This is a genomic window from Agrobacterium sp. (genome assembly GCF_032092815.1).
In the GTDB taxonomy this organism is placed as follows: Bacteria; Pseudomonadota; Alphaproteobacteria; order Rhizobiales; family Rhizobiaceae; genus Agrobacterium.
This window is the reverse complement of the sequence record NZ_DAMDBP010000006.1, coordinates 61,029-87,430: the sequence shown is the minus strand read 5'-3', so window position 1 is coordinate 87,430 and position 26,402 is coordinate 61,029. Positions and strand designations below refer to the sequence as shown.

At 55.3% G+C, this 26,402-nt stretch carries 36 protein-coding genes, 1 tRNA gene and 1 riboswitch; of the genes, 25 read left to right on the top strand and 12 right to left on the bottom strand.

Features of this window, described 5'->3' with window-relative positions; all coding sequences use genetic code 11:
• Positions 1-39: 39 nt before the first annotated feature.
• Positions 40-118: riboswitch (SAM riboswitch) on the bottom strand.
• Positions 119-196: 78 nt separating this feature from the next.
• Together RT613_RS04980 and RT613_RS04975 are read left to right on the top strand one after the other, a co-directional pair.
• Positions 197-1,291 carry a 2'-deoxycytidine 5'-triphosphate deaminase gene (locus tag RT613_RS04980; protein ID WP_313613457.1) on the top strand — a complete coding sequence of 365 codons (1,095 nt, stop codon included), beginning with the start codon at positions 197-199 and terminating at the stop codon, positions 1,289-1,291.
• A 72-nt stretch (positions 1,292-1,363) separates the two neighbouring features.
• Positions 1,364-1,437, top strand: a tRNA-Gly gene (locus RT613_RS04975).
• Between the two features lie 72 nt (positions 1,438-1,509).
• Here RT613_RS04975 and RT613_RS04970 read toward each other — a convergent pair.
• The 12 genes from RT613_RS04970 to RT613_RS04915 form a co-directional block, all read right to left on the bottom strand.
• The gene (locus tag RT613_RS04970; protein ID WP_313613572.1) at positions 1,510-2,532 is read right to left on the bottom strand and encodes a site-specific integrase; all 1,023 of its coding nucleotides are present in this window, start codon (positions 2,530-2,532) and stop codon (positions 1,510-1,512) included.
• On the bottom strand, positions 2,519-2,746 hold the full coding sequence (locus RT613_RS04965) for a hypothetical protein (protein WP_313613455.1): 228 nt from the start codon (positions 2,744-2,746) through the stop codon (positions 2,519-2,521). The genes RT613_RS04970 and RT613_RS04965 overlap by 14 nt, the downstream gene beginning before the upstream one ends.
• The gene (locus RT613_RS04960) at positions 2,746-3,084 is read right to left on the bottom strand and encodes an HNH endonuclease signature motif containing protein (protein WP_313613453.1); all 339 of its coding nucleotides are present in this window, start codon (positions 3,082-3,084) and stop codon (positions 2,746-2,748) included. Before RT613_RS04960 ends, RT613_RS04965 begins: the two co-directional genes overlap by 1 nt.
• A complete protein-coding gene (locus RT613_RS04955; protein WP_313613452.1) occupies positions 3,081-3,323 on the bottom strand; it encodes a hypothetical protein in 243 nt (80 codons plus the stop codon). The genes RT613_RS04960 and RT613_RS04955 overlap by 4 nt, the downstream gene beginning before the upstream one ends.
• Positions 3,323-3,898, bottom strand: coding sequence for a hypothetical protein (locus RT613_RS04950; RefSeq protein ID WP_313613450.1), 576 nt, complete (start codon positions 3,896-3,898; stop codon positions 3,323-3,325). Before RT613_RS04950 ends, RT613_RS04955 begins: the two co-directional genes overlap by 1 nt.
• A gap of 2 nt (positions 3,899-3,900) precedes the next feature.
• On the bottom strand, positions 3,901-5,025 hold the full coding sequence (gene dnaN / locus RT613_RS04945) for a DNA polymerase III subunit beta (RefSeq protein WP_313613448.1): 1,125 nt from the start codon (positions 5,023-5,025) through the stop codon (positions 3,901-3,903).
• 4 nt (positions 5,026-5,029) lie between these two features.
• Entirely contained in the window at positions 5,030-5,371 is a 342-nt protein-coding gene (locus RT613_RS04940; protein WP_313613446.1) for a hypothetical protein, read from the bottom strand.
• A complete protein-coding gene (locus RT613_RS04935; protein ID WP_313613445.1) occupies positions 5,368-5,643 on the bottom strand; it encodes a hypothetical protein in 276 nt (91 codons plus the stop codon). The genes RT613_RS04940 and RT613_RS04935 overlap by 4 nt, the downstream gene beginning before the upstream one ends.
• A 3-nt stretch (positions 5,644-5,646) precedes the next feature.
• A complete protein-coding gene (locus tag RT613_RS04930; protein WP_313613443.1) occupies positions 5,647-5,778 on the bottom strand; it encodes a hypothetical protein in 132 nt (43 codons plus the stop codon).
• A 68-nt stretch (positions 5,779-5,846) separates the two neighbouring features.
• Positions 5,847-6,059, bottom strand: coding sequence for a hypothetical protein (locus RT613_RS04925; RefSeq protein WP_313613441.1), 213 nt, complete (start codon positions 6,057-6,059; stop codon positions 5,847-5,849).
• A gap of 81 nt (positions 6,060-6,140) precedes the next feature.
• Positions 6,141-6,323: a hypothetical protein gene (locus tag RT613_RS04920; protein ID WP_313613440.1), complete on the bottom strand. Its 183-nt coding sequence runs from the start codon at positions 6,321-6,323 to the stop codon at positions 6,141-6,143.
• Positions 6,324-6,563: 240 nt separating this feature from the next.
• Positions 6,564-7,340 carry a hypothetical protein gene (locus RT613_RS04915; protein WP_313613438.1) on the bottom strand — a complete coding sequence of 259 codons (777 nt, stop codon included), beginning with the start codon at positions 7,338-7,340 and terminating at the stop codon, positions 6,564-6,566.
• Positions 7,341-7,818: 478 nt separating this feature from the next.
• Here RT613_RS04915 and RT613_RS04910 point away from each other — a divergent pair, with 478 nt between their 5' ends.
• From RT613_RS04910 to RT613_RS04800, 23 genes are all read left to right on the top strand, one after another.
• Positions 7,819-8,292: a hypothetical protein gene (locus RT613_RS04910; RefSeq protein WP_313613436.1), complete on the top strand. Its 474-nt coding sequence runs from the start codon at positions 7,819-7,821 to the stop codon at positions 8,290-8,292.
• On the top strand, positions 8,289-8,501 hold the full coding sequence (locus tag RT613_RS04905) for a DUF6525 family protein (protein WP_313613435.1): 213 nt from the start codon (positions 8,289-8,291) through the stop codon (positions 8,499-8,501). Before RT613_RS04910 ends, RT613_RS04905 begins: the two co-directional genes overlap by 4 nt.
• A gap of 20 nt (positions 8,502-8,521) precedes the next feature.
• Positions 8,522-10,033, top strand: coding sequence for a ParB N-terminal domain-containing protein (locus RT613_RS04900; protein WP_313613434.1), 1,512 nt, complete (start codon positions 8,522-8,524; stop codon positions 10,031-10,033).
• Complete coding sequence (locus tag RT613_RS04895) at positions 10,030-11,943, top strand: DNA cytosine methyltransferase (protein WP_313613432.1); 1,914 nt, start codon at positions 10,030-10,032, stop codon at positions 11,941-11,943. Before RT613_RS04900 ends, RT613_RS04895 begins: the two co-directional genes overlap by 4 nt.
• Positions 11,940-12,497 carry a hypothetical protein gene (locus RT613_RS04890; protein WP_313613431.1) on the top strand — a complete coding sequence of 186 codons (558 nt, stop codon included), beginning with the start codon at positions 11,940-11,942 and terminating at the stop codon, positions 12,495-12,497. The genes RT613_RS04895 and RT613_RS04890 overlap by 4 nt, the downstream gene beginning before the upstream one ends.
• Positions 12,494-12,787: a hypothetical protein gene (locus tag RT613_RS04885; RefSeq protein ID WP_313613430.1), complete on the top strand. Its 294-nt coding sequence runs from the start codon at positions 12,494-12,496 to the stop codon at positions 12,785-12,787. Before RT613_RS04890 ends, RT613_RS04885 begins: the two co-directional genes overlap by 4 nt.
• Positions 12,784-14,010 carry a helix-turn-helix domain-containing protein gene (locus tag RT613_RS04880; RefSeq protein ID WP_313613428.1) on the top strand — a complete coding sequence of 409 codons (1,227 nt, stop codon included), beginning with the start codon at positions 12,784-12,786 and terminating at the stop codon, positions 14,008-14,010. The genes RT613_RS04885 and RT613_RS04880 overlap by 4 nt, the downstream gene beginning before the upstream one ends.
• The gene (locus RT613_RS04875) at positions 13,997-14,665 is read left to right on the top strand and encodes a transcription termination/antitermination protein NusG (protein ID WP_313613427.1); all 669 of its coding nucleotides are present in this window, start codon (positions 13,997-13,999) and stop codon (positions 14,663-14,665) included. Before RT613_RS04880 ends, RT613_RS04875 begins: the two co-directional genes overlap by 14 nt.
• A gap of 226 nt (positions 14,666-14,891) precedes the next feature.
• A complete protein-coding gene (locus RT613_RS04870) occupies positions 14,892-15,248 on the top strand; it encodes an HNH endonuclease signature motif containing protein (RefSeq protein WP_313613426.1) in 357 nt (118 codons plus the stop codon).
• A 140-nt stretch (positions 15,249-15,388) separates the two neighbouring features.
• On the top strand, positions 15,389-15,877 hold the full coding sequence (locus tag RT613_RS04865) for a hypothetical protein (protein ID WP_313613425.1): 489 nt from the start codon (positions 15,389-15,391) through the stop codon (positions 15,875-15,877).
• Positions 15,878-15,938: 61 nt separating this feature from the next.
• On the top strand, positions 15,939-17,576 hold the full coding sequence (locus RT613_RS04860) for a terminase large subunit domain-containing protein (protein ID WP_313613424.1): 1,638 nt from the start codon (positions 15,939-15,941) through the stop codon (positions 17,574-17,576).
• Positions 17,576-18,799 carry a phage portal protein gene (locus RT613_RS04855; protein ID WP_313613422.1) on the top strand — a complete coding sequence of 408 codons (1,224 nt, stop codon included), beginning with the start codon at positions 17,576-17,578 and terminating at the stop codon, positions 18,797-18,799. Before RT613_RS04860 ends, RT613_RS04855 begins: the two co-directional genes overlap by 1 nt.
• Complete coding sequence (locus RT613_RS04850; protein WP_313613421.1) at positions 18,799-19,653, top strand: head maturation protease, ClpP-related; 855 nt, start codon at positions 18,799-18,801, stop codon at positions 19,651-19,653. The genes RT613_RS04855 and RT613_RS04850 overlap by 1 nt, the downstream gene beginning before the upstream one ends.
• A gap of 28 nt (positions 19,654-19,681) precedes the next feature.
• Positions 19,682-20,896 carry a phage major capsid protein gene (locus tag RT613_RS04845; RefSeq protein WP_313613420.1) on the top strand — a complete coding sequence of 405 codons (1,215 nt, stop codon included), beginning with the start codon at positions 19,682-19,684 and terminating at the stop codon, positions 20,894-20,896.
• Between the two features lie 69 nt (positions 20,897-20,965).
• Positions 20,966-21,133, top strand: a complete 168-nt coding sequence (locus tag RT613_RS04840) for a hypothetical protein (protein WP_313613419.1) — start codon at positions 20,966-20,968, stop codon at positions 21,131-21,133.
• Positions 21,134-21,137: 4 nt separating this feature from the next.
• On the top strand, positions 21,138-21,719 hold the full coding sequence (locus tag RT613_RS04835) for a head-tail connector protein (protein ID WP_313613418.1): 582 nt from the start codon (positions 21,138-21,140) through the stop codon (positions 21,717-21,719).
• Positions 21,720-21,728: 9 nt separating this feature from the next.
• Complete coding sequence (locus tag RT613_RS04830) at positions 21,729-21,920, top strand: hypothetical protein (protein WP_313613417.1); 192 nt, start codon at positions 21,729-21,731, stop codon at positions 21,918-21,920.
• The gene (locus tag RT613_RS04825; protein ID WP_313613415.1) at positions 21,895-22,245 is read left to right on the top strand and encodes a head-tail adaptor protein; all 351 of its coding nucleotides are present in this window, start codon (positions 21,895-21,897) and stop codon (positions 22,243-22,245) included. Before RT613_RS04830 ends, RT613_RS04825 begins: the two co-directional genes overlap by 26 nt.
• Positions 22,242-22,664: an HK97-gp10 family putative phage morphogenesis protein gene (locus RT613_RS04820; protein ID WP_313613413.1), complete on the top strand. Its 423-nt coding sequence runs from the start codon at positions 22,242-22,244 to the stop codon at positions 22,662-22,664. The genes RT613_RS04825 and RT613_RS04820 overlap by 4 nt, the downstream gene beginning before the upstream one ends.
• 2 nt (positions 22,665-22,666) lie before the next feature.
• Positions 22,667-23,071, top strand: coding sequence for a DUF3168 domain-containing protein (locus RT613_RS04815; RefSeq protein ID WP_313613412.1), 405 nt, complete (start codon positions 22,667-22,669; stop codon positions 23,069-23,071).
• Positions 23,072-23,090: 19 nt separating this feature from the next.
• The gene (locus RT613_RS04810; RefSeq protein ID WP_313613410.1) at positions 23,091-23,540 is read left to right on the top strand and encodes a phage tail tube protein; all 450 of its coding nucleotides are present in this window, start codon (positions 23,091-23,093) and stop codon (positions 23,538-23,540) included.
• The gene (locus RT613_RS04805) at positions 23,540-23,872 is read left to right on the top strand and encodes a gene transfer agent family protein (protein ID WP_313613409.1); all 333 of its coding nucleotides are present in this window, start codon (positions 23,540-23,542) and stop codon (positions 23,870-23,872) included. Before RT613_RS04810 ends, RT613_RS04805 begins: the two co-directional genes overlap by 1 nt.
• 601 nt (positions 23,873-24,473) lie before the next feature.
• A complete protein-coding gene (locus RT613_RS04800; protein WP_313613408.1) occupies positions 24,474-26,402 on the top strand; it encodes a phage tail length tape measure family protein in 1,929 nt (642 codons plus the stop codon).

Sequence of the window (26,402 nt, the reverse complement as noted above, 5' to 3'; positions counted from 1 at the left end):
ATCACCTTCAAACAAAAAAACCGGCCGCAAAAGCAGACCGGTTTCGAACACCCGGTCTTTTTAGCCACTTGTTTAACGTGGCTGCAAGCCGACCGGCCAAATCACCACGGGATAAAATTGGCATACGCCCGTTAACGGCTTGCGTCAATGCCGGTGTTTTGGTTTTGTCGATTGGAAAAGCAACAGGTGAAGTATCATGAAAAGAACGACCGGTATTTTAACGGATGGAGCCATCCGCGGCCTGTTCGACAGCGGCAATCTGAAGAGCGAGGCGGCACTCGATGCCGATCAGGTTCAGCCTGCCAGCCTTGACCTGCGCCTTGGCGCGACAGCCTACCGCGTTCGAGCCAGTTTCATGCCGGGCCCGGACTGCACCGTCATGTCCAAACTTGAGCGTCTGCAATTGCACGCCATTGACCTCAGCCAGGGTGCGGTTCTCGAAACCGGCTGCGTCTACATTGTACCCCTGATGGAAACGGTTGATCTGCCGGCCGGCATGTCGGCGTCGGCCAATCCGAAAAGCTCAACCGGTCGTCTGGATATCTTCACGCGCGTGATCACCGACAGCGCGCAGGAATTCGACAAGATACCGGCTGGTTACAAGGGCCCGCTTTATCTGGAAATCAGCCCGCGCACATTCCCGATCGTCGTGCGCCGTGGTTCGCGCCTGTCGCAGATCCGTTTCCGCATCGGCCATGCGCTGCTCAACGAAACCGAACTTCTTTCTCTGCACGCAGCCGAAACGCTGGTTGCCAGTGAAACCCCGAACGTTTCAGGTGGCGGTATTGCGCTCTCCATCGACCTGCAGGGTTTTGGTGAAGACCGCCTGATCGGTTATCGCGGTAAACACCACACCTCGGTGGTGGATGTTGATATCAAGGCGCAGCATGATGTGTTTGATTTCTGGGAGCCACTTTACAACCGTGGCCGCTCCGAACTGATCCTGGATCCCGACGAATTTTACATTCTCGTGTCCAGAGAGGCCGTACACGTGCCGCCGCTTTACGCTGCGGAAATGACACCGTTCGATCCGCTGGTCGGTGAGTTCCGTGTGCATTATGCTGGCTTCTTCGACCCGGGCTTCGGCCATGTCAGCGCCGGTGGCGCAGGCAGCCGTGCCGTTCTGGAAGTGCGCAGCCACGAAGTGCCGTTCATTCTGGAACATGGCCAGATCGTTGGTCGTCTGGTGTACGAACACATGCTGGAAAAACCGCAGGGGCTTTATGGCACAAGCGCGGGTTCCAACTATCAGGCGCAAGGCCTCAAGCTGTCCAAACATTTCCGCATGTGACGACAGCGTACTTCATCCAAATCCGACCGCGGCTTGACAGCCGCGGTGATCTGTTGAATGTCTTCATCCACTGCGGGTGTAGCTCAATGGTAGAGCAGCAGCTTCCCAAGCTGAATACGAGGGTTCGATTCCCTTCACCCGCTCCACCTTATTTCTCAGGGCCTGTAGCTGTTTTTGATCCGCGAAAATCCTGTTAGTTTTACAGGCAGTTTTACAGCTCATGTTCGCGTTCTGGCCTCATTGAGCTGGCGGATCATCTCCTTGGTCGCGGACTGGCGGCCAACGTAGCGACGGATAATCTTCTCAACTGTTGCCTCTTCCCACGCCATTACCTCCGCAATAACGCGCACTGACAGACCGGCAATATAGAACTTGGTTGCAGCTGTTCCGCGCAGGTCGTGGAAATGTAAGTCCCGATCCAGCATGTTGGCCTTTTCCTTGGCGCGCCAGAACATGGTGTTGAAGCCGTCCTGCTTCCATGGCTGCTTTTTGGTGCTGGTTAGAATGACCGGCGAGCGTTTGTGGATGCGATCGAGAACTTCATTCAAGGCGTCGTAGCGCGGGATCAGCGCTTCACGCTTCTTCTTGCTCTTTCCAGTCGTCATCACAATGGCATCTGCTCCAATATGCGACCACGACAGTTTAAGCAGATCTCCGATGCGCAGGCCGGTGTGTGCGGCCAGATCGATGACCCACTGCACTTCCTCTGATGCGACCGCTTTGACCTGGGCGATATCCGCATCAGTCCAGATGATTTCTGATCTGTCGGAACTGTAGAGGTGCTTGATGCCCTCTGCGGGGTTGGAGCTCAACACGCCCATTGGGTCAACGCCGTGCGACAGGATGCGGGAAAGCACCTGCATACCGGTATCCGCTGCGCGCGGCGTGTCGGCGTACTGCCCCCGCCATTGGCGAATGCGGGGCCGGATCTTGTCGGGGCGGTTGAACTGGGCAATGCTGAGATCTCCGAAATGAATTGAGATCTTGTCTATCCACGGCGTCCAGACGCGCTTCGTGGAGTCAGCAACTTTCTTAAATGCGGTTGCCTTATAGTTCGTAATGATAGATCGGAAGCGGCCGTTCTCCGGCTCTGTCCGATTGGCAACGGCCTCGTTGTAAGAGGCCATGAATGCGGGTGTACCGGGTTCGCCGTTAAGTCGAGGGCCACCGCGCCAGGCATAATAATAGGTAATGCCTTTGGCCTTTACGGTGTGAATGCCCTTGAGCTCAACTGTAACCATTCTTTCGATCAAACTCCGCTAACTCTCGGTCCAAGTCGTTTTCGTCGCTCGGAGTCGGGGTTGTAAAATGCCATCTAAAGGTGCCGTCTGGCAATGCGTCCAGCGCAGATGGCGAAAGGCCTCCGCTTTTCAGGGCAGCAAGCGTCGCTTTCAGGTCGCTGGTGCGGATGGTTGGCCTTCTTTTGCGCCGCTGGGTTGGTTCTGTCTGCGTCATCAAACTACCTCCACACAGCGCAAACGCTTTGCTTCCTCGCGGCGCAATGCATTGCGTTTGCGGGTCACAAGCTCCAGATGATCAGGATCATATCGAACGCACAGGCGATTGCGGCATACGTGATCCAGTTCTTTTTTGCCGGGAATGTAGCCGTGTTCGTTCGTCCACATAGCGATATGAACGGCGACAGTCTGACCATCCAGCGACATTCGCGGGTAGCCGGCTCCTCGACCTTCCGTCCCTGATGTCGGACCGGTCCACAGCCAACAACCTGTGTTTTCGTCAATCCTCACGCGCGCCATGATCTTGGCGCGGATGCGCTCGCGTCTAGTGGTCATAGCCAATCCTTCTCTCGAAGGCTTAGAGCTACCTTTCCGGAAGCGATGATGTTGTCGAGCTCCTTAAGCCCGGCGTAGCCATTGTGGCAGTTGACCGGGAAATCCGTATCCCATTTGATGAGGCGTGCAACCACGTCGGAAAGTGCGTTTGTCTGTGCCGTGAGCGCCTCGGCCTTTCCGGCCTCGAAACCCTTATTGTATGCAGCAATGCGGCGCTTGGCGTAATTTGACTTGACCATCAGCCGATCTCCCGCAGCGCGTTGTATGTTTCAAGAAACAGCTGTGCGGCAACATGCGGGTCTTGGATCGGAACAATCTCACCATCAAAAGGCGTTGCTGTGCCGCTCCATTCTTCGCCATGCCAGAGCATCAGGTCGCGGCGTTCGGTTGCCAACATCCGCATATCCAGCAGTTTGATGTAGCCGGGATTGCTCATGGTGATGCCGAACCTTTTCAGGCCTGCTGCCTCACAACGTTTTTCGATGCGTTTGTAGTCCGGGCATTCAGCCTTCAATGGCGCATTCATGTCGCCGCAGGTTGCTTCGCCAACCTCGTGCATCAGCGCAGCCAGTTTGTGTTCCGGCGCGGCGTAGTGCGCCATGATCACGCAATGCTGCGAGATCGGGTAATAGACACGCTTGCCCGTGCGTCGACTGACACAGTGACCGGTAAACCGTGACTGGAAGGAAAGGCTGTAAGCCACGTCCTCAATTGTCAGCTCGGCGGCTTCCGGGTTTTGGAAATCGAAGTAGGTGCCGGAACCCAATAGGATGGTCGGGCCCACGATGCGGCGGATGTGTGCGGTCTGTGTCATGGCTAAACCCTCATCGGCATTAGAATGTAGTCTTCGTCGGCATCGTTATCCGGCGTAAAAAGACCGGCCATCGCAGGGTCTGATCCGTGCATGCGAAACGATGTGGTAGAGATGCTTTCGAGTAAGCTGGAGAGGAATGAGCCGTTAAATCCGATCTCGTAGTTTTCTCCGGCGTAGTCTGCATCCACCGCCTCACTGGCGGTTTCGCCAGACTTCGAAACCAGCTGCAGCTGCAGCCCGTCATGGCTGATCGAGACTTTCAAGCCATCCTTACTGGTGTCCGCAGCGACAACACAGGTCCGCTTGATCGCCGCTTTCATTGCATCTCGATCAGCAGTGACAAACTGCGGCAAACGACGCGGCATGATCCTGCTGTAATCAGGGAAGGTTCCGTCGACCAGGCGGGATATCAAAGTCGTATCGCCACTCTCGAAAGCTATCTTGGAGTCGCTGATGTACACCTTGCAGGGTGTTTTCATCGGGCCAAACAACTTGCGGAAAATAGCGACGGTTTTTACAGGAACAATGACGCTGGGAAACTCAACCTGTTCATCAACATCCATCCTGACAACAGCCATCTGACGACCGTCCAATCCGACGACGGTCAGTTGGCGATCGCCAGACGCGTGCAGGTAAGCACCCATGAGAAACATGCGCGCCTTATTGGTTTTCTCAATCGCGTAATAGACCTTCCCCAAAACCTCTGAGAAAAGCGCAGAGCCCATCGTTATGCAGAGATCCGGAAGCGTCCGCCCAATCGACGGGAAATCGCTGTCAGGTAACGTATGAATAGAGTAGCGAGATCTCGCGGCACGAATGCCGATCTGATAATCAGCGCGACCGCGTTCGAAAACAATCTCTGCACTCTCTGGTGCGGCTCGTGTAATTTCTCGAAGCTCCTTCGCCGCTACGGTTACACCGCTGACGGATTGAGCCTCGATCAGGTCGCACGATGTCCTGATCTCAACATCCAGATCCGTGCCGCAGACGATCAAGCGACCGCCCTCCGGCTTGAGCAAGATGTTCGAGAGAATAGGTATGGTGCCCTTCGCATCAACAGCCTGTGTCGCCGCCTCAAGGGCAGTGAGCAGCTCGGTACGGTGGACTTTGAATAATACGTCAGCCATGCCTTCACGCCCTGCCGCGACTGAGAAGGTCGGCGACCTTCTTTTCGTGAGAAGGGGGGGGCAGGTCGAACTGACGGTGCATTTCGTCCATAGCGGCTTCAATGTCGCCCTCGGCCATCAAGCGATAGATTTGCTCAAGGCTGTATCGATCTGGCTTGTTGAAATTGTCATAAGCCTCAGAGATCTCCTCTTCGTCGAAATCGCTTAGATCCACCTGGACCTTTGCGACGACGGTGAGTGGCGGCAGTTCGCGGCCAGTCAGGCCAACACTTGAAAGCCAGTCAGCAACGCCAATTGCCGTCTGAGTAGCGAAGTCCACCGTGACTGTGCGGTTGAAAATACTCATGCGTACTTCTCCATGTCTGCGATCATCGAAACAAAAGGCAGGGTAATGCGCCCGCCGTGGAGCTTGATCGACAGCGGGCGGTGTTTCATGAAGTCTTGCGGCTCCTGATCAATGGGCGTTTCAAGACGCAACTCTCTGAGCCGCTTACGCACGCGCTCCGGCTGCACGCCGTAGATTGCGGCGATCTGGTTGCGGCCATGGCCCTGCCGTACAAGCCTCCGCAACACGTCTGGCTTTGGAAGTTTTGGTGGATTGATAACGACGTGCTGCATTGCTCACAGGCTCCGGTAAAGCGCGAAAACCGCGATCAGCAGTGCGGCGCTGCACACGCCAACGACGGTCTGCAGGACGCGAATTTCCTGTGCGCTTGGTGGCGGTGTCGTGATCATGGGGGAAATGAGAAACATGCGGTGATCTCCTGTCATCCGTTCGGGAAACCGCCTCGTGAGAGGCGGAAACCGGAGTGGATCAAGGATTAAGCTGCTGCTTCAGCGCTGCTGGCTGCAGCTTCATCGGGCTGAACTTCATGCACATGCAAGTCCATGCCGGAATGGCAAATGAAGTCCTGAGTTGCGCCAGCCTCAACGCGACCACCGTAATTCGGGATCTGCTCACCAGACTTAGGGTCGGTACCTTTAACGTCTACAGGCCAGCCGTGGTTGGCCTTGACGGTGATTGTCGTTGTCATGATTGCCTCCATGAGATGTGAAACGATGATCCGTTTCGGATGCCGCCTCGATCGGGAGGCGGTCACCGAAAGGGATGCAGGTCACGCGGCTTCGCGCTGCGACAGCCGGTTGGCGATGGCACGGGCTTCTTCGCCATATGTATCGATTTGCGATCGGGTGAATTTCAGCAGCATCTGTCGCTCGGTGCAGCCATCACCAAGGCGCAACATTTCATCTGCCATGTCCTTGATGATTTTTCGTTCTGCTGGTGTGCGTTCGTTCATGACGTCTCTCCATCCTTGAGGGAGACCGGGAAGCGCGCGGGAATGGGGGAATGGACACGCTGCCCGGTCAATTTCCATGCCGTGCGGTTCGGCTTGGATGGACGGAAGGTACATAACGTACCCTTATGCGTCAATAGAAAAGGTACGATTAATACCCTTTAAAAGGTATGCCGAATCAAAAACGCTCGCTAAGGCTTTGGCCTTCCGAGCGTTTTGCTGTCTAAAAAATTTTTGGATTGCTTACGGTTTTCGTACGATCCAGAGCACCTTGCCTATGACCTGGACTTCTACGTCATCGGTGTTTCGGTACAGTCGAATCGGCTCTTGGTGTGCGGGATCGTTACTCTCCGGCCACAATTCAAAGCCATCCGCCGTCATGCGAACGCGCTTTGCTGTTCGCTCTACCATCTGTCCGCCAAAGCGACGGCGCTCTACTACGGCAAGGTCTCCGTCTTCAATTCCGATGCCTGCCGCTATTGTGTTAAGGCACACAAGTCGTTCGCCATGTTGGGCTATTTTGTTCAGGCATTGTCCATCAATCACTAGCGCGAATTGCCACTCAACAGGGTATGAACCTATTGATGGAACGTAATCAATGTCATCGTAACCGAAGTCCATGTCTTCGACGCTAATCCATGTATTCGCCGCAACTTTCCCGGTAACCGGTATCATCCCTATAGGCGCATTGGTGGTGCTGAGTCCATTAGGTGTTTGTAGTTGTTTCGGCGGCTCGCCCTCGCCAGCTTGCAGCCATGCCCATGGCACGCCGAACGCGCGAGCGTAGATTTTAGCGTCTGACACATCAAAGCCGTTGCGGCCTGATTCGTGTGCCTTGTACGTATTGACCTTCCATAAAAAGCGCTCTGCGGCCTTCTGTGCGCTGGTGTAGCCAGCGGCTTTTCTTGCCTGCACCAAGCGTTCTGCGCGCGCTTCTTTTTCGAAAGTTTTGTTATGGGTCAACATGTTATGAATAATACCCAGATTAAAGGTACAAGTAATACCGCGCGATGTTGACATTTAGGGTATAATTCGTACCCTTAAGGAATGAACCATTCCGTCATCATAGGCAGCTGGCCAACGCTCACTGATTTCGCAAACGACTTAGGCGTCGGATACGAAACAGCGAAGGGCATGCGTCGAAGGGGAACGATTCCACCTGGCTACTGGGTGCGCGCCGTGTTGGCTGCGCAAGTGCGCGGAATTGAAAAGGTAACCTACGAGCGTCTTGCTGAGTTGGTGGCCATCCCCGAATCGGTGACCAAACCATTGGAGGCCGCTGAGTGACTGGCCTTCATTTCCAATCGCGCGGGTGCTCCTCCCTGCCTGCTGCGTCCCGCGCCGGGGTTCTTCCTTCTTCTCGCTCCGGCGCGGGTATTTCTCGTTTTGCATGCGGGCCTCCTTTGGCCTGTTGGACTCTGCGACGCTAAAGGTAGCGCGCACCAAATTCACCGGAAGAATTTCCACAAAGATTCCCTTGATTTTCGAGGATGATTTCGTGCGCCCAGACGACACTGAAAAAATGCGCCCTACGACACAGGAAGAGCGCCGCGACCTTAAGGCGACCGTTGGCCGGTTGCTACGACAGGTGGGAGCCTCCAACGTTGCCAAGGAAAGCCGCGTCGGTGAGGCGCATCTCTCCCGGTACGTTTCTCCGCGTGAAAAGGATTTTATGCCGCTTGACGTGCTGGCCGATGTCGAGCGCATCGCTGGCTATCCACTTGTTACCGAGTTTATGGCCGAATTGAACGGTTATCGCCTCGTTGCAAGTGAGGCTGAGGTCGATGCGCCTGACATGGAAGATGTCAGCCGGTTGGCAGACACCAAAGGCAAGCTGCTATCGGCGCTGATTACATCGTTCCTTGACGGAAAGATTGACGCTCATGAGAGGCGCGCACTGTTGCCGCTGCTGGATGATGCGATTGCCCAGATGCAGGAGCTGCGCAGCGGCTTGATCGGCGGTGCCGTATGAGCGCAACCCCTTCCAATGTCTATCAGGTCCGCATGGCGCGGTTTGATGCTCTGCCACCTGCGGTACGTGCCGTGATCAACGGTTCTGCTTTCGAGTTTCAGCCGCGCACGGCGGAAGTGATGTTGCTGCGGGGTGTCTCCCCTGCTCGCTGCGCTGAAAGACTGCAATCGGTCGATGCGCGCATGTTGGCGCGAAAGGCTGGTGCGTGATGGCGGCTATTGAGTTTCCGTTGCCTAAGGTTCTGGGTATTGCCATTGTTGCTGCCGCTGTTCGTGATGGCGAGTATCGCAGCAAAAGCGCCAATGAGACCATTGCCGCCAATTTATGCGTTGTGCAGCGCTACCTGACGCGCGACCCGAAAGACGGCAACCTGTTCCGCCCTGGTGAACATGCCACCGGCATGCTGGACCGGGCGCGGGAGTTGGGCAAGCTGCCAGAAGAAGCAGCAATGTCGCGCATTGTCGTGACTGGTCCTTATCAGCTGCTACCGCCCCTTTCTGACGACGATTTCAAATCGCTGTACGACGACATCGCAAAGCATGGCGTCAAAGTGCCTGTCGAATACGATGAGGTCGGTGAAATTCTGGATGGTCACCACCGCGTAGCCATCTGCAAGATGCTCGGAATTACCGACTGGCCGCGTTTTGTCCGCGCAGATCTTAGCGAGGAGGGAAAGCGCTCCTTTGCACGTTCCCTTAACTTTGCACGTCGGCAGCTATCTGGCGCGCAAAAGCAGGCGATCATTCAGGAGCATCTTAAGGATGCACCCTCGTCATCAAATCGCGCTATCGCAAAAGACCTCGGCGTTGACCACAAAACAGTTTCCGCCGCTCGCAAGCGCATGATTGATGGTGGGGAAATTCCCCACCATGACATGGTTGTTGGTCGCGATGGCGTGGTGCAGCCAGTCGCAAAGCCGATCAGAACCATGTTTTTCCCAGAGGTTGAAAACCTCGGCGAAATGAAAAAGGTCATCAAGGTTATCGGTGACCGTGAGCATTTGAAGAATGTCACCCAATACATGGGTGCGATGAACGCTTTGCCAGCCATCGCTGCGCCGGAAAGTTCAGCGGATGTCACGCCTCGATCCAATCCTCGTGCGTCAATCGGCACATCGACCCGGACCAATCAAGAGCGCGGCTTCAATCTCTATGAGACACCTGATGAGGCAATGTTTGCCCTTCTCGCGCTTGAGAAGTTTTCTGATCGCGTAAAAGAACCAGCCTGCGGGCGTGGCGCAATATCGCGGCGGCTTGAGGCGGCTGGCTATGACGTTATCCTGTCGGATCTCGTCGATTATGGCACCGCTGATCGCTACGGCATAGTTCAGTCAGTTGCGGATTTTCTTACATCTGAGCCGGATGAGACTATCGGATGCGATATCGTCACCAATCCGCCATACGGCACGGCTCTCAACGCATTCGTTGCGCATGCGCTGCGCGTACACCGACCGCGCAAAATGGCGCTCCTTCTCAATCTTAATTTCTTCTGCGGTTTCGATGATCCTGATCGTGTCTTTGCCATGGAGGAATGCCCTCCAGCGCGTGTTCTGATTTTCAAACGTCGCCTGCCGATGATGCACCATGACGACTACGACGGGCCGGAAGCGGCAAGTCGCATGAACACGGCGTTCTTCATCTGGGAAATGGATGATGACGGTTCTTACGGTCGGCACGGCGACACGCGCACCCTCCGCATCGATTGGAAGGATTACATGCCTTCCGAAGGCGGTGCGGAATGAACGCGCACGTCGGAAGTCTCTTTACTGCTGCCGCGCTGGCAATACCAGCCATCGGCCCGAACGGTCCTTATATCATCGATAGTTTTGCAGGTGGTGGCGGTGCATCAACCGGGATTGAGCAAGCTTTGGGCCGTTCGCCCGATTACGCAATCAACCACAACGCGGCGGCGTTGGCGCTGCATGCTGCCAATCATCCTGAAACGATCCACCTTTCGGAAAACGTCTACAAGATCGATCCGCTTGACCATCTGCGCGGCAAGCATATCGGGCTGGCTTGGTTCTCGCCCGATTGCAAACATTTCAGCAAGGCCAAGGGTGGAAAGCCGGTTGAGCGCAATATTCGTGACCTCTGCTGGATCATACCTGGTTGGATTGAGCGCATTCAGCAGAGCGGCGGCAAAGTCGATGTCGTCATCATGGAGAATGTCGAGGAATTCAAGGATTATGGCCCGCTGATTGAAACGGCAAAGGGTCTGCGTCCGGATCTTGAGCGAAAGGGCGAGACCTACAAGCAATGGTGCGACAAGTTGAAAAAGCTTGGCGCAAAAATGGAAAGTCGTGAAATCCGTGGGCGCGATTACGGTGCGACGACAATTCGCAAGCGCCTGTTCATCATCATGCGGTTCGATGGCAAGCCTATCGTCTGGCCTGAGAAAACCCACGGTGCACCAGATGAGCAAGACGTGATCGACGGTCGAAAGATGCCGTGGCCTATCATGGCGGATGAGATCGACTGGAGCATTCCATGCCCTTCGATCTTCGATACATCGGCAGAGATTTGGGAAAAGTTTGGCGTTCGTTCGGTTCGGCCAATTGCCACCGCCTCGCAGGCGCGTGTGGCTCGCGGCTTTGATCGGTTTGTACTCAAGGCGAACCGACCATTTCTTGTTCAGACGGGTTATGGCGAGAGGGTCGGACAGGCTCCTCGATGCATGAGCATTGATGATTCACTCGGAACTGTCGTGGCCGGTGGCGTCAAGCATGCGTTGATTGTTCCGCACCTCAACTCCTACTATGGCGTGGGCGATGGTGGGCAGGATCGTTCGGCGTCTGTCGATGAGGCTATCCACGTCATTCCATGCGAAAACCGCCACGCGCTGATAGCTCCAGTCTTGACCTATGCGCAGCAAGGTGGGGCTTGCCGTCCGATTGATGGGCAATCCCACACCATAACTGCCAGCAAGAAAGACCAGAATTCGTTGCTGGTTGGCTACATGGCGCAGGCGAACAATGATAGCCGGCGTGTGGGTGGTGTTAATCCCGGCCGTCCTCTTGATGAGGCGTTGTCGACAGTTACACAGACTGGAAGCCAGCAGCAGCTGGTGTCGGCATACATCACGCGCGACTTTGGAACGTCGACTGGCCACAGCGTGCTGGAGCCTTCCGCGACCATCATGCCGGAAGGGCAGGGCAAGAGCCGCCTGATCATGCCTTATCTGCAATCTTACTACGGGACCGGAGAAGGTGCCCGTGAGGATGATGCCTGCCGTACCATAACGACGCGTGATCGGTTCGGTCACATAGAGGCATCGATTGATGTCCCTCCGTTTACGGCTGCGCAGGCGGACCGTGCTCGCCAAGTTGCAGACTTCCTGCGCTCTCACGGCGTATGGGATGAGCGAGAGTTCGTCACGATTGAGGTTGATGGTGTCACCTTCGTTGTTGTCGATATCGGCATGCGCATGCTTGCTCCGCGTGAGCTGTACAGCGCTCAAGGATTCCCTCGCGACTACCAGATTGACGGCTATTTCGACCGGTCGCAGGTCGATGCTGACGGTGCTTCTAAGTGGGTGCCATTTACGAAAGAGGTGCAGGTTTCCTGCGTTGGCAACAGTGTTTGCCCGCCAGTTGCCAGAGCGCTCGTAGAGGCCAACTGCGGCCATTTGGCTGTGCAGGCGGTGGCAGCATGACATCGCCAGCGCAACAGCAACGCGACCGCGAAAAGTCCAAGGTATCGCGCCTCACTATTATCAAAGACCAGTGCCGTGGCGACAGCTGGTTCGCGGATGCGACTGACGGTCAGGTTCACATCATCGCCAAGCGCTCTAGCGGTGAGCAGGTTGTACTGGCCACGATCTACGCCGACGCTTTGCCCGGTGAGGTCGAGCTGATCAGTGGTGCACTGGAAAACACAGTGATGTTCCTTGAACTGCGCGACAGGGCAATCGTCGCGCTCCGGTCAGGTCAGCAACAGCCGCGCCAAGGGCAGCAGCAGGACAGATTGCGGGATGGCGACTTCGCCGCAAATGCCGCCATGCTCTGTGCTGAACCGCTGTTCCATCGCTTCTTGGAGCGGAAGGATAGCCAAGGCGCGATTTACGACGCCAAACAGGCAGACGCCGCTCTCAAGCGGGTTCTGTGCATCAACAGCAAAACACAATTGAACCGCGAGGCACGCGCGCAGACAGCGTTCCTAGACCTGCGTGCGGACTATCAGGCTTGGAAAGAAAAGGTAAAAGCATGACGGGGATGCTGCCAGTAACTGAACAACTGCAGGAATGCAGCAACGATGCGGAGCGGGCGAAATGGCTGCTGAGTGTGCCCACCTTCATCTTCTATCGTGATCAGGACAATATTTATCGCTTGCTGCGCTCGGTGCGCTTCATGCGCGGTATCGAACTGGTGAGCCTTGAGCTTTCCGGAATGCTGTCGACGCGGGATATCGACGGGAGAATTCCAGCGGAGATAGCGCAAGCGATTGACGCGTCCCGAGGCTTTCTCAAGTCGCTGGTGAAGAAAGGCGGCTTGGCATGAGCATTCTCATCATGAGCCGCCTATTCAAGGCACAATTGGGTTCCAGCAGCCGCAAGATGCTTGCTGTTCGCCTGGCTGACTTTGCCGATGACAATGGCAAGGGCATCTGGCCATCCATCGACACGCTGTCTCAGGAAACGGAACTTTCCTCTCGCACCGTGCAGCGTCTGCTGGCTGATTTCGTCAAGGAAGGGCTTCTTGTGGTGGTCAGGAAGGCCAGCGGACGCCCCGGCGAGGCCAACCGTTATGACTTCGATATGAAGGTTGTGAACAGCCTTCCAGACGCCAAGGCTGAACCGCATACGGGTGACACCATGTCACCCGTAAACGGAGAGGTTGAGACGGGTGACGCCATGTCACGGGTGACACTGGATGCGGAGACGGGTGACACTGACGGTAGAGACGGGTGTCACCATGTCACCCGAACCGTAATAGAACCACCAATAGAACCTTCATCAGAGAGAGGCGCGGGTGATGAGGTTGTTTTAGATCGATCTGAAACGCCGGGAACTGCCGCTTTCGACAAACGCGTTGCCCGGTTCTGCAATGGTGAGGGTTACGCTACCGGTGAGTGGACAGGTTGGACCGGATCAACTCTCGGATACATCGCTGGCTTCTTCGCAAAGCTCACTCCGGAAGAGCGCCATGAGGCGGAAGAACACCGGGATGCGTTTCTGACGAAGTGCGCGCGAGACAAGGTGAAGCCGCAGCCGGTATCTAATTACTTCCGTGACAAGACGTGGCGTGCATTAGGCCAGCGCGATGTTGCTGTGGCCAAGGAACTGGCTGATCGTAAGACCGGCAAGCCTGATGCGGGCAAACCGGCCAGATGGGCAGCGTCTTTCTCACCACCCCATGCTGCGGCCTATTTCAAAGTTCTGCTGGCTGGTCCTTCGCAACCGGATGCTGCGCCTGAAAACGGTGTTTGGTTCCGAAACCAGCTACAGATGGCTTGGCCGCGTTTGTCGCAGTTCTTCACGCAGAGTGACGTGAAAGGCGGGTTGGTGGTTTCGGAAGAGACGGCAAAGCTTGCGGAGCTGATGGAGTTTGTACCTGCGGCATCAGAGCTGATGGGTGACTGGCGCTCGCTGTTCAAGGCCTATCGCTGGCCAGAACCAAAGATCATGACGTCAGGCGGTTACTTCCCGAAAGGTGGTCCGGAAGGGCTGGATGCGTTCGCTGTGGCAATTTCAACGATGGGGGCAGACCATGATGCAGCATAATTCGAAACACTTTTGCCAGTCCAAGCCTATCGAGATCCGGCCTTTCGCCGATGACAAACAGGACAGAGCGATTGCGAATCATCGCATTCAGATACGCCACATCGGCATGGCCAGCAGGCGAATCGCTGAGGATTACCCTGATCTGGCGGCATGGTTCTGCCTGAAAGTTGTTGGCGGTCGCGAATTCTCCGTGGAAAAAGCGCTTCATGATGAGGGTGTGTGGGCGTTGGTTCCTACGCGAAAAGGGGACAAAATCATGAAGCGTCACCGCATCATCCCAGCGCCAACGCTTCCTGTTTTGCCGGGATATTTGCTTGTTCGCTGCGTTCCGTCACCAGCTGCATTTGCAGGTTTGGTGCGGTTTAACAAGGTGCTTGGGATAGTAGGTGGCGGCGATGATCCTTACCGAGTGCCCAAGAAATTTGTTAGTAAATTCATCACGAAAGCGCAGGCAGGCGACTACGATAGCCGTCGCATAACGGTTCTCGGATATGGCTTGAAGGATAACGTCAAAGTCGTCGACGGACCTTTTGCAAGCTTCCCTGGTGTTGTGGTGGCTATCGATGTCGATAAGGCCAGAGTAGAGGTTGAGGTGAATATCTTCGGTCGACCAACGCCTGTCGAATTAGATGTTGCGCAGATCGAGAAAGTGTGAGTACAACTTCGCTCACGGATGAGCCTATGATCCTGATTGCGAGCCTTTGAGCGGATGGCATTGACCAGAAGCGAGTGAAACGAAAGTTTCCAGGTGGGTACGCCGGTAGGCCCCAGCCCTGACTGTCTCCCAAGAGACACCGATTCAGGGCCAGTGCTACAGCTATGAGATTATCGCGGACTTGATGAGGCGACCTTAACCGGTCGCCTTTTTGCGTATTAGAGATATGGGCAGACTTACAACCATCAAGCCACGTATCGGCACACTTCCTCCGAGGCTTGGGCCTGCGACTGGTGAGGTTGAGCGCAACCGTCATCGTGATGCCAGTCTCGAATATCGTGGATGGTACAAGACGGCGCGATGGCAGAAGCTGCGCATGTCGGTGCTGATACGCGACAGGTTCACTTGCCAGATGGTTGGATGCGGTCGCATCGACGGCAACACGTCGAGACTGGTGGCTGACCACAAGACGCCGCACCGTGGTGATGAGCGCCTGTTCTGGGATGAGAACAATCTCCAGTGCCTGTGCAAGCCATGCCACGACAAGCTCAAGCAGCGTGAAGAGCGCCGCCAGCATCTGTGAAACACTCGGCGTGAAACACTCTTGCTAGGTTGAAACTTACTGCGGTGTAAGCCCGAAACCATGGGTGGGGGGGTATCAAAAGTTTGGGAACCCCTCAACCTCTAGACCCGCGCCCCCCTCATTCGGAGATTTTTTTCGTCATGAGTGAGAATTTTGACCTGTTCGGCAACCCTTGGGTTGATAAGCCGAGCAAGCGCGGTCGACCTCAACATGAGGTGACTCCGAGAAGTCGCAATAGAGTCAGCATGTTAGTGGCTCTTGGTTGGGCGAACCCGAGAATTTGCAGCGCGCTTGGCATCACTTTGCCCACTCTGCACAAGCATTATTTTTATGAGATCCGCCAACGCGACGGTGCGCGCGACAAGCTGGAGATCAGACGCCTGGAGCTTGCCTGGGAGCTTGCCGAGAAAGGTAACGTCGGTGCGTTGCGTGAATTTGGAAAACTCCTTGAACGCAGCGACCGGATGGAGATTGAGCGCGAGCTCTCATCTGAGCCGAAGCATGAAGAGCCAAAGGTGAAGGCCGAAAAGGTCGGCAAGAAGATTGCCGATGAACGGCGCGCCATTGATGCAGACGCCGATCTGATGGCGGAACTGGAGCGGGAAGCCTCGCACAATGCACACCACTGAGGATTTACCTCGTTTCGCATGCCCTGATTGGTGGGATCGCCTTCAATCTGGCCAGACGCCTATGGCTGACGTGCCGATCAACAAGGAAAAAGCGGCCAAGGCCTTGGCGTTTTTCAATCGGCTGAGACTGCCGGATGTGCCCGGTAATCCCTCGCTTGCGGAAGCGTGCGGCGATTGGTTCAGGGATATCCTATGCGCCTTCCTCGCCAGCGAGGATCCGGAAACAAAACGTCGCCTGGTTTGGGAACTGCTTTGCATGGTCCCAAAGAAGAACTCGAAGACGACGTATGTTGCGGCCCTGGGCCTCACGGCGCTTTTTATGGAAGAAGCGCCAAACCGCCAGATGCTGATCGTTGCACCTAGTCAGAACATTTCCGAACGCTGCTTCAGTCAAGCGCAGCTGATGATCCAGAACGATCCGAAGCTCAGCGAAGTGTTCAAGGTGCAGGAGCATCTCAAGTGCATCACTCGTGTGAAAACAGGCACGAAACTGGACGTGAAAACCTTCGATACGTCGATTGTTACCGGGGAAATACCCGTCATGACCATCATCGACGAGCTGCATGAACTGGGCAAGGTATCCAAGGCAACTCGCGTGATGCAGCAGATACGGGGCGGCGGCATAACAAAACAGCGTGGTCAGGTTCTGATGATCACGACGCAATCGGATGAATCGCCGGCTGGTATCTGGCGAACGGAACTTGATAAGGCTCGGGCGATCCGAGACGGCAAGGGCGGCGCTTCGCCAATCATGCTGCCAATCCTGTACGAGTTCCCTCGCGAACAGCAGGTTAATCAGGATTACTGGCGAAACCAGAAGAATTGGCCGCACCTTCTGCCAAACCTTGGCCGGTCGATCGATCCGCAGGCGCTGGTCGATGACTACGAAAACAACGGCAAGGTCAACAAGGAAACAGAACAGATCTGGGCTAGCCAGCATCTCAACATCGAGATCGGCGTGGGACTTGGCGGCGACGGATGGTCTGGTGCGCTGCATTGGGCCGGTTGCATCGACACGAAGTTGACGGACCTGGAGGTGCTGCTGTCTCGCTCTGAGGTTTGCACGATCGGTATCGACTGGGGTGGGGCTGACGACTTGGCCGCGCTCTATGTCATCGGTCGTGAAAAGCGAACAAAGCGCTGGCTTGGTTGGGGCCGAGCATGGGCAAGGCCGACTGTTTTCGAGCAGCGTAAAAGCATCGCGCCGCGTCTTCGCCAATTTGAGGAAGCAGGCGACCTTGTTGTTTCTCAATCAGGTGAAGAGCAGGCCGAGTCAGCTGCTGCGATCTGTAAGCAAGTGTTCGATAGCGGTTTATTGCCGGAAGCGTCGGGCATTGGTCTCGATAGCGCGGGCATCGCACTCCTGCTCGACGCGCTTGAGGGGCTCAATATCGAACAGCCTCTCGTTCAGGCCGTGGCGCAGGGGTGGAAATTGCAAACGGCGATCTCTTCTGTGCCGTTGAAACTCGAAGATGCGCGTTTCCTGCATGGTGATCAGCCGATGATGGCGTGGGCCGTGGGGAATGCCAAGCAAACCTTGAAGGGCAGCAATTACGTGGTGACGAAGGAAGTCTCCGGCGCTGCCAAGATCGACATGCTGATGGCCCTGTTTAATGCGGCGATGCTCATGTTTCAGAACCCTGAAGCGGCGAGCCCTGTTGATATGGGTGATGTAATCTCTAACGCGGTGTTTGTCTGATGGGCCTGTGGAACCGACTTTTCGGAAAAAAGCTGACTGCCCGCGACAGCGAGCTGTATGAAATTTGGGATGGTGGCGAGACCTGGGCAGGGGAGCATGTGTCGACGCAAGGCGCGCTGAACCTGTCTGCATTCTGGGCCTGCACAAGGGTAACGTCCCAGACTATTGCGAGCTTTTCGCTGGAGCTTATGGAAAAGAGGTCTGACGGAACGCGCGTCAGAGTCGCCGATCATCCATTGCAAGAGCTTTTGGATGAGAGCCCAAACGCTGACCAGACCTCGATTGAGTTTTGGGAGGGCAGGGTGCTCGGGCTCTGCACCACGGGGAACGGGTTTGCTGAAAAGGTGTATTCTGGCAACCGGCTTGTTTCGCTTGATCGCATGCCAGCGGATACCTCCGTTGAGCGCAAGCAGGACGGATCTCTGCGGTATCGTTTCAATGACAGAGGGAAACTGATTGATCTTCCCGAGGATAAAGTCTTTCACCTGAAGGCTTTTGGCGACGGGGATGTCGGGATGTCGCCAGTGGCGCACGCACGCCAGACGCTTGGCATAGCGATCGCGTCAGAGCGTGCTGCTGGGCAAATGTTCGGCAAGGGAATGCGTGCCAAGGGTTTTTTCACATTCCCTAATCAGCTTTCCCCCGAGCAGCGCGAACAGGCCCGTAAGAACTTCGCTGATCGATATAGTGGGCCCAATGCTCCAGGCATCGGTATTCTTGAGGCCGGTGTGGATTTCAAGGCGGTGAACATTACTCCGCGTGATGCTGAGATGATACTCAACCGGCGTTTCAACGTTGAAGAAATATGCCGTTGGCTTGGTGTTCCGCCCATCATCATTGGGCACTCCAGCGATGGCCAGACGATGTGGGGATCTGGCGTCTCCGCGATTATGCAGAGCTGGTTAAATCTCAGCCTGCGTTCCCAGCTCCGCCGCATCGAAAAAGCGATATCGAAACGCATCATGACGCCTGAAGAGCGTAGGCGCTTCAAAGTCAGGTTCAACTATGAAGATCTCTTGCGCGGCGACAGTCAGGCAAGAGCTGCGTTTTACACGTCTCTTCTGAGTTCTGGAGTGATGACCATTAACGAGGTTCGTCGCCTAGAAGGTCTCCCGCCAGTCGAGGGGGGAGATGAGGCCAGAATGCAGATGCAGAACGTGCCAATCACTGAAGCTGTTAATGCGATCCTTGGTGTTCGCGATCCAAAAACTGGAGATAGATGATGAGCCTTCGCGCATTGCCAGAGTTACATTGCCCGGACGGCGTGACAGGTTCGGTCCATCTCACAGAAAACGCTCTCCAGATGTATCGCCCTGTGGAAGCGCCACGGGCAGCTGCGGCTGATGGAGCCAACGTGATCACAATCCTTGATGTGATCGGTTATGATTGGTGGACGGGCGAAGGTGTCACCGCCAAACGTATCTCTGCAGCTCTGCGCCAAATTGGCGACAAACCAGTGACGGTCCTGATCAATTCCCCGGGTGGCGATTTCTTTGAGGGTGTCACCATCTACAACCTGCTTCGCGCGCATCCGTCAAAGGTGACTGTGCGGATTCTTGGAATTGCTGCATCCGCCGCATCGGTAATTGCGATGGCCGGCGATGAGATACAAATCGCCAAACTTGGCTTTGTGATGATCCACAATACGCAGTGGGTTGCTGCGGGTGACCGCCATGTCATGTACGAGACCGGCGACATCATGAAAGTTTTCGACGCTACCTGCGCCGAGATGTACGCCGAGAGAACCGGGCTTGAGATTTCTGAAGTTGAGAAAATGCTCGATGCGGAGACCTGGCTTGGAGGCCAAGGCGCAGTCGACAAAGGTTTTGCAGATGAGGTCGCCGATTTCGATGTTTCGACCTCGGATGTTTCCAACTCAAAACCGGCTTTGTATCGTCTGGAAGCGGCTCTTGCTTCCGGAAAGCCGCTGCCTCGCTCTGAGCGCAGGCGATTAATCAAAGAGATTTCGGAGGGCATGCCGAGCGCTGCGCCTTCAGATGTCATGCCGAGCGCTGACGATGATGCAATCGACCGCCTGCGGCTTGCGGCGGCCAGACTTAGTCTAACGCGGGCCTGAGCGCCCTTCCCAAAATAGGAGATCAGCAATGGCTGACGAGATCCGAGACCTGCTCAAGCAGGTAACGAACGACCTTTCGCGCGTGAATGATGAATTCAGCAAGAAAGCGGAAGAGTGCCTTACCGAAGTAAAGAACAGCGGCAAGCTTTCTGAGCAGACCAAACAGGAAGTCGATAAACTCGCGACTTCGCAAACTGCTCTTTCCGGCAAGCTGGAAGATCTGCAGGCTCGCCTCGGCGAAGTGGAGCAGAAGGGTGCTCGACGCGGTGGATCGGGCGGCGAAGAGAGTAAATCAATCGGCTCCCAGCTTGTTGAAAACCAGCTGACAAAAGACTTTTCGCAAAGCGTCCAGGCCGGTCGCCGCGTCAGTGTTCCTGTCAAGAACGTGACGTTGTCTCCGGATATTGCGACCGGCGTTGTCGAGCCAATGCGGCTTCCTGGCATCGATGTGATGCCCAAACAGCGCCTCTTTATCCGCGATCTTATCGCTGGCGGCCGCACAACCTCCCCGGCAATCTTCTGGGTGCAGCAGACAGGTTTCACGAATGCTGCTGCCGTCATCGCCACCGAAGGTACTTCAAAGCCTTACTCGGATATCGAGTTCGATACGAAAATCACGCCTGTGGCCACCATTGCGCACATGTTCAAGGCATCCAAGCAGATCATGGACGACTTCGCGCAGCTTCAATCCACGGTCGACGCGGAAATGCGTTATGGTTTGAAGTATGTTGAAGAACAGGAAATTCTGTTCGGCTCCGGCGCAAGTGGTCACCTTGAAGGTATCGTGCCGCAGGCATCTGCATTCGCACCTGCCTTCGCTCCTGATGCTCGCACTCCAATTGATGATCTTCGATTGGCTGTGTTGCAGGCCCAGCTGGCGCGCCTGCCAATCGATGGTTTTGTTATCCATTTCGTTGATTGGGCCAAGATCGAACTTACCAAAGATGCTGGCGGCAATTACATCCTGGCCAATCCGCTGCGTATTGCCGGTCCAACATTGTGGGGTCGTCCGGTTGTTGAAACCGAGATTCCGGCATTCGAAGGTGAGTTCCTGGCTGGTGCGTTCCAAACAGGTGCACAGATCTTCGACCGCGAAGATGCCAATGTCGTCATCTCGACAGAGAATGCCGATGACTTCGAAAAGAACCTGATCTCAATTCGTTGTGAAGAGCGCCTGGCGCTTGCGGTGAAGCGGCCAGAAGCTTTTGTCACGGGTCCATTTGGTGAAGCGGTTGCACCGTAAGTTGGCGCTCGTCGGTTGATCAAGGCGGGCAGAGAAATCTGCCCGCTCTATGAACCGATGGAGAAAATAATGAAACTCACTGCGTTAAAAACATTCAGACATGGCGCTGACCTCTACCGTCGGGGAACCGTCGTCGAGATGAGTGAGGCGAAATTCAAGCCGCTTATCGAGCGGAAGCTCGTTGGCAAGCCTCCTGAAGATGAGAACAAAGCAGGCAAGGCAAAAGGCAAGGGGTAAAAGCATGTATCGTCCAGTCCTCGTTACTGCCCCTGCCGCCCTTCCAGTGTCCGTCGATGATGTGAAAAAGGCGTTGCATATTGATAGCGACGACGACAACGCGACGATTGAGGCTTTGATCCAAGCTGCAGTTGACCGCTACGAGGGCTGGACGGGTATTCTTGGAATATGTCTCGTTGAGCAGGTGTGGCGGCAAAGTTTTGATCAGTTTCACCCGTTCCTCTGCCTGCCTCTCGGTCCTGTTATTCAAACCATATCTGTGACCTGGCGAAACGCTGCGGGGCAGATGTCAACCACTCCATCGAGTGGATATGGGCTCGAAACATTCTCTGACGGCAGTTCTTCAATCCGGTTTCGAAACTCCTTTGAAGCGCCCTCAGATATCTACGAGCGCGGCGCTGTCGCGGTTGAGTACAAAGCGGGTTGGCCTGTTGTTAACGGCAAGTCCACCGTTCCGAAAGACATCTGCAATGCCATCATCATGAGGGTGCAGATAGGCTACGAGCAAGCTGCGGCAGATGCGGGTCATGCTCTTGCCGTGATTGAAGATGCGCTGATTTCGAAATGGCGCAGGTTATCAAGTTAGGATCTGATCATGGCGCGTGTTCGATTTATCAAGGATTTTGATTACAAGCCCACGTCGCAGTCCACCATTGGTTACAAGGCTGGATGGGAAGGGACTGTGAAGCGCGAATGTGCTGAAGCTGCGGTAACCGCTGGCAAGGCTGTCTGGGCTGGCAAGGATGCGGAGGCGCTGAACAATGGCGAAACCGAGATCAGCCGGTGACCTGTTTCACCGCGTCGCATTTGATAGGCGGCAGACTGTTGATCGGGGGGATGGTGTCTTTGTTGGTTCATGGGTCGAGCAGTTTCAGGTTCGGGCGGGATTTACGCATCTGCGCGGCGGCGAAAGTGTCATGGCTGACCGCCTTCAGGGTCAGCATCCGCAGATCATCTTCGTTCGCTCGTCATCGCAGACACGGCAAGTGGATACGGACTGGCGGGTGAGGGATGTTCGGTCTGGGACTGAATTCAATATCCGTGACGTAACGCCGACCACCGATCGGCTATGGCTCGATTTCCTGTGTCAGAGCGGAGTGGCCAGCGGATGAAGGTGAAGGCTACGTTCCTCAGCCGCGAAAAGACCATGCGGCTTTTGAATGCCGTCGTTCCAGAGGCTGAGAAAGAGCTTGCAAAGGCGCAGCTGGAAAGCGCCCAAACCCTTGCTGGCAAAATCAAACCTCGCGCTCCTGGTCCCCGCACTGGGAAATATCAGGCCAGCATCCAGGCGGACCGGTTGGAAAATCGACCAAAAGAAAGGTCGATTGGTGGCGGCGGACTGAAAAATCAGACCAAAGACCCGAACGCGACCGGCGTATTCGCAGACTTTATCTGGCGTTTTCTGGAGTTCGGCACGGTGAAGATGGCGAAGCGACCGCACATCTTTCCGACCTATCGACAGGAAAGGCCAAAGATTAAACGAAAAATGGCTGCCGCCGTACGTAAGGCTGTCAAAAAAGCAAAGGGCTGACCATGGCCTCACCAGCTTATGAATTGCAGGTAGCTATCGTCACTCGATTGCGTGCGACGGCTGATCTGGCGTCCGTTGTGGGAAACCGCATTTACGATGTTGTTCCTGATGGGGCAGAGTTTCCTTACATAACTCTTGGTGCCGCCGACGAGACGAGTGATGATGCTGATTGCATTGATGCGTTCGAGCTGTCGATGGATATCGATATCTGGTCGCGTGAGCCGGGATTTCAGCAGTGCAAGGCCATTAGTGATGCGGTGCGCAACGCACTCAGGTCGCCTGACTTGGAGCTGGCAACAAACGCCCTCGTTTATTTCAATCACCGACAGACCCGATCTTTTCGCGATCCGGACGGTCTTACCTCGCATGCCGTGATGACCTTCGAAGGTGTCGCGGAGCAACCTTAAACCTTTCAGGAGAAAAGCTGTGGCAAAAGCAACCACCATCAAGGGGGGGAAGTTTCGTATTCTACTCGGAAACGACGCTGACCCTATCAATTACGCTGCACCTTGCGGCTTTACGCAGCGTTCGATCACGCTCAACAAGGGCCTAGAAGAGGTCAATATTCCGGACTGCGATGACCCTGACAAGGTTGACTGGGTGGGCCGTGACGCCACCTCTCTTTCGATGACTGTTTCAGGCGAAGGTGTCTTGGCCGAAGAGAGCGTTGAGGCTTGGGTCGAAGGGTGGGAAAGTCTGGATTCTGTTCCGGTCAAGATCGAATGGGAATTTCCGGCAAAAACCATCACGTGGACCGGATACATGCAGATCGAAAGCCTTGAGGCTGGTGCAGCAAATGCCGGTCGCGCGACCCTCAATGTGTCGATGCAGAGCGATGGCGAGATGGTGCGGACGGTTACACCGGCAACGCCGTAATGAGCAGAGATGGATCGTGTGAAGAGGCCTTTAACGGCCGGATGACCATTTTCAAACTCTCGTGGCGAGAGCTTATGAAGATACAGGAGGCCTGCGACGCTGGGCCTTTTGTTGTCCTTGATCGCCTCATGACCGGTCGATGGCGATTGCAGGATATCTCCGAAGTCATCAAATGGGGTTTGATCGGAGCTGGAATGGACCAGCAATCTGCGATCAAGCTTGTTGCCGATGAGGTGCAGGGACGCATACCACTTGAAAACCTTGCGGTCGCACAAAAGGTTCTCGGCGCTGGTGTCGTTGGCGCTCCGGAGGAAGATGTCGGAAAAAAATAGGCGGCGGCAAATCGGGCAAAGCGGAAGCTCCGCTCCCAAACGGTAAAATACGATTTGCCGCCATTATAGCCAACGGTGTCGCCATGGGGCTTTCACCGCAAGAGGTGCTGGGCCTGTCGATCTTCGAGTACCTGGCCGCTCTCGATGGGTTCATCGAAATAAATGACCCGGAGGGAGAGAAGAGGCTTGCAGAAAGCGAAAAGGACGAGCTTTGGGATTGGTTGAGGGCATCGAACTAGGGCTCGCAGTGTTCAAAAGACCCCCGCCATGTCTAGCGCTTGTCGCCAAGTCCCGTCGAACCGTCCTAAATCGTCGCATAAAGAAAGATCTGCGTTATAGGCCGTAGTTCTGACGGGTTCTCCCTTCTTTAAAGGAAGGGTCTCTTTAGCCATTCTAATGCATTCCGACTTGGATAACCTCTGCTCTTCAAGGGCGGTTTTCTGTAGCGCTTCCATCTGCGAGCGATGCTTTAAGTTAGCGTTATTTTGTCGAAGGTGTGACTGGTATTCGCCCCAGGCGTAGTAGGCTCCTCCGCCGATAACCACCATGCATGCAGTCGAGACTAATAGTTTTTGTAACTTTTCCAACGAAAGACTCCTCCATGGCGACCGACAATGAGCAGCTGGTTCTTAGCATTAGCGCCGACGTACGCCAAATTCAGCGTCAGATGAAGAGCCTTGTCGGCCAAACGCAACGTGACACAAAAGCTATCGAAGCAGCGTTTGGCGGCATCGAAAAAGCGGGCGCAAACGCATATAATGGCATTGCTGCCAACAGCAATTACGCGTTGAAGTCAGGTATCAAAAACGCGAATGACTTAGAGCGAGCCATGAAGCAGTCACACGCTCAGGCCGTCAATATGACCTACCAGCTTCAGGACATTGGTGTGCAGTTGGCAGGTGGCCAGTCGCCTTGGTTGATCGGCGTGCAGCAAATTTCGCAAATGAACCTCGGAGCGTTAGGTCTTAGGGGGTCGCTAGCAGCGCTAGGTGGTGCAGCGGCGTCTATTTTAAGTCCTATTAATTTGGCGGCGCTTGCCTTTGTGGGCCTCGGTGGTACGGCACTGCAATACTTCGGCTCTGTTTTATCTGAGAGTGATAAATCAGAGGAAGCCTTGCAGAAACAGGGCGAATTGATTCGTAATTTGGCAAAGGAATGGGGCGATGCTGTTCCTGCCCTTAAAGAATACGCCGATGAATTGGAGCGTACGGCCAACGCCGCTGAGTTGAAGCAGGCTGGAAGCATATTAAATGAGCGCGAGCTGTCAGGAATAAAAGATCGGCTAGTTGAGGCTCGAATTGCGGTTGATGACTTGGCGAGTCAGTTGAGAGTGGCAGGCGAGGAAGAATCGTCCATTCTCGCCCTGCAGAGCGCCTTTGCGGCGTTTTCTGAAGCTGCTGAAGAAGGTGCTGTACAGGTTGAAGATGTAAAAGGCGTGCAGGACGCGCTTGCGACGGCTATTTCGGGAACGGGCATCCCTGCGCTGATTGAGTTTCAGAAGATGTTCGATGGCGTAGCGAGCGCCGCGACAGCGTCTTCGCAGGCGGTGCGAGAAAACAATGCTGCCATTGCGCAAGCGCAAGCACTAATGAATGATCCTCGCACTTGGAGAAGCGCAGGAGCTGACGGCCAGTATGGCGCGGACGCCACTATTCAGGGCACAGACTTTCCTCTTCCTGATGTCGGCCCTTCTCCACAAAGCAGGCCTTTGATCGAGTTGGAGGATCTTCCGAAGGGTGGAGGGCGTAAAACCCGCGACGCTGCAGCGGAAAAAGTTAAGCGCGAGAAGGAAGCTGTTGTTGAGCTCATTGCTCAATTGCAATTCGAGCAGGATATGCTGGAGGCGACCGATGTGGAGCGCGCCAAGGCAAACGCGCTCCGCCAGGCTGGTGCCGTCGCCACAGATGAGCAGAAGGCAAAAATTTCGGAGCTCATCGAACAGACGTATGCGGAGCGCGACGCCATCCTGGCCAACAGAGATGCAATGCTGGCATTGCAGGATGCAAGCCGTGAGGTGTTGCAAGGGATTGTTTCCGATCTTCGGGATGGGAAAAGCGGCGCTGACATCTTGGCCAATGCTCTTGATCGGATTGCGTCCCGCCTGTTGGATTCCGCATTTGATGGTCTCTTCAGCGGTGGTTCTGGCGGCCTTTTTGGCGGAAAGATCATTCCAGGCATCCTTCATTCAGGCGGCGTTGCAGGCCGCGATGGATATGGTCACGGGCGGGCGGTGTCTCCATCGGTATTCAACGGCGCTACACGTTACCACACCGGTGGCATCGCGGGGCTTAAGCCTGATGAAGTTCCGGCAATTTTGCAAAAGGGTGAGCGGATCATTCCGCGTGGCGGTTCAATGTCGGGTGGGGCAAATGTTTCGCTGAGTTTTGCCCCTGTCATTGATGCGCGTGGCGCAGATGTTGCTGCTGTTGCAAGGCTGGAGCAGGTCGTTGCGAAGCAGGGTGCCGAGATGCAGGGCCGCGTTGAGGCGGCAGTGCGCTCTGCGCAGAAAAGAAACGTCAAGTTGGGGTGA